Raw genomic sequence first — 275 nt, 5'->3', positions numbered from 1 at the left:
GGCGATCGGCACGCGGAAGGGCGAGCAGGAGACGTAGTCGAGGCCGATCGTCTCGCAGAAGCGGATTGAGGCCGGGTCGCCGCCATGTTCGCCGCAGATGCCGAGCTTCATGTCGTTGCGGGTGCGCCGGCCGCGTTCGGCGGCGATGCTGATCAATTCGCCGACGCCGTCGAAATCGAGCGAGATGAAGGGATCGTGCTCGATGATGCCCTTGCGCTGATAGGTGGGGATGAAGGCCGAGGCGTCGTCGCGCGAGATGCCGAAGGTGGTCTGCG

At 65.8% G+C, this 275-nt stretch carries 1 protein-coding gene; it reads right to left on the bottom strand.

The genetic code is table 11. The annotated features are described in order from the left end of the window. Positions 1-275 (bottom strand): putative PEP-binding protein (locus tag EOD29_RS31675; RefSeq protein WP_348630470.1); only part of this gene is annotated, 275 nt, incomplete at both ends.

The organism is Mesorhizobium sp. M1A.T.Ca.IN.004.03.1.1, assembly GCF_003997555.1.
GTDB lineage: Bacteria > Pseudomonadota > Alphaproteobacteria > Rhizobiales > Rhizobiaceae > Mesorhizobium.
This window is presented reverse-complemented; position numbering and strand designations above follow the sequence as displayed.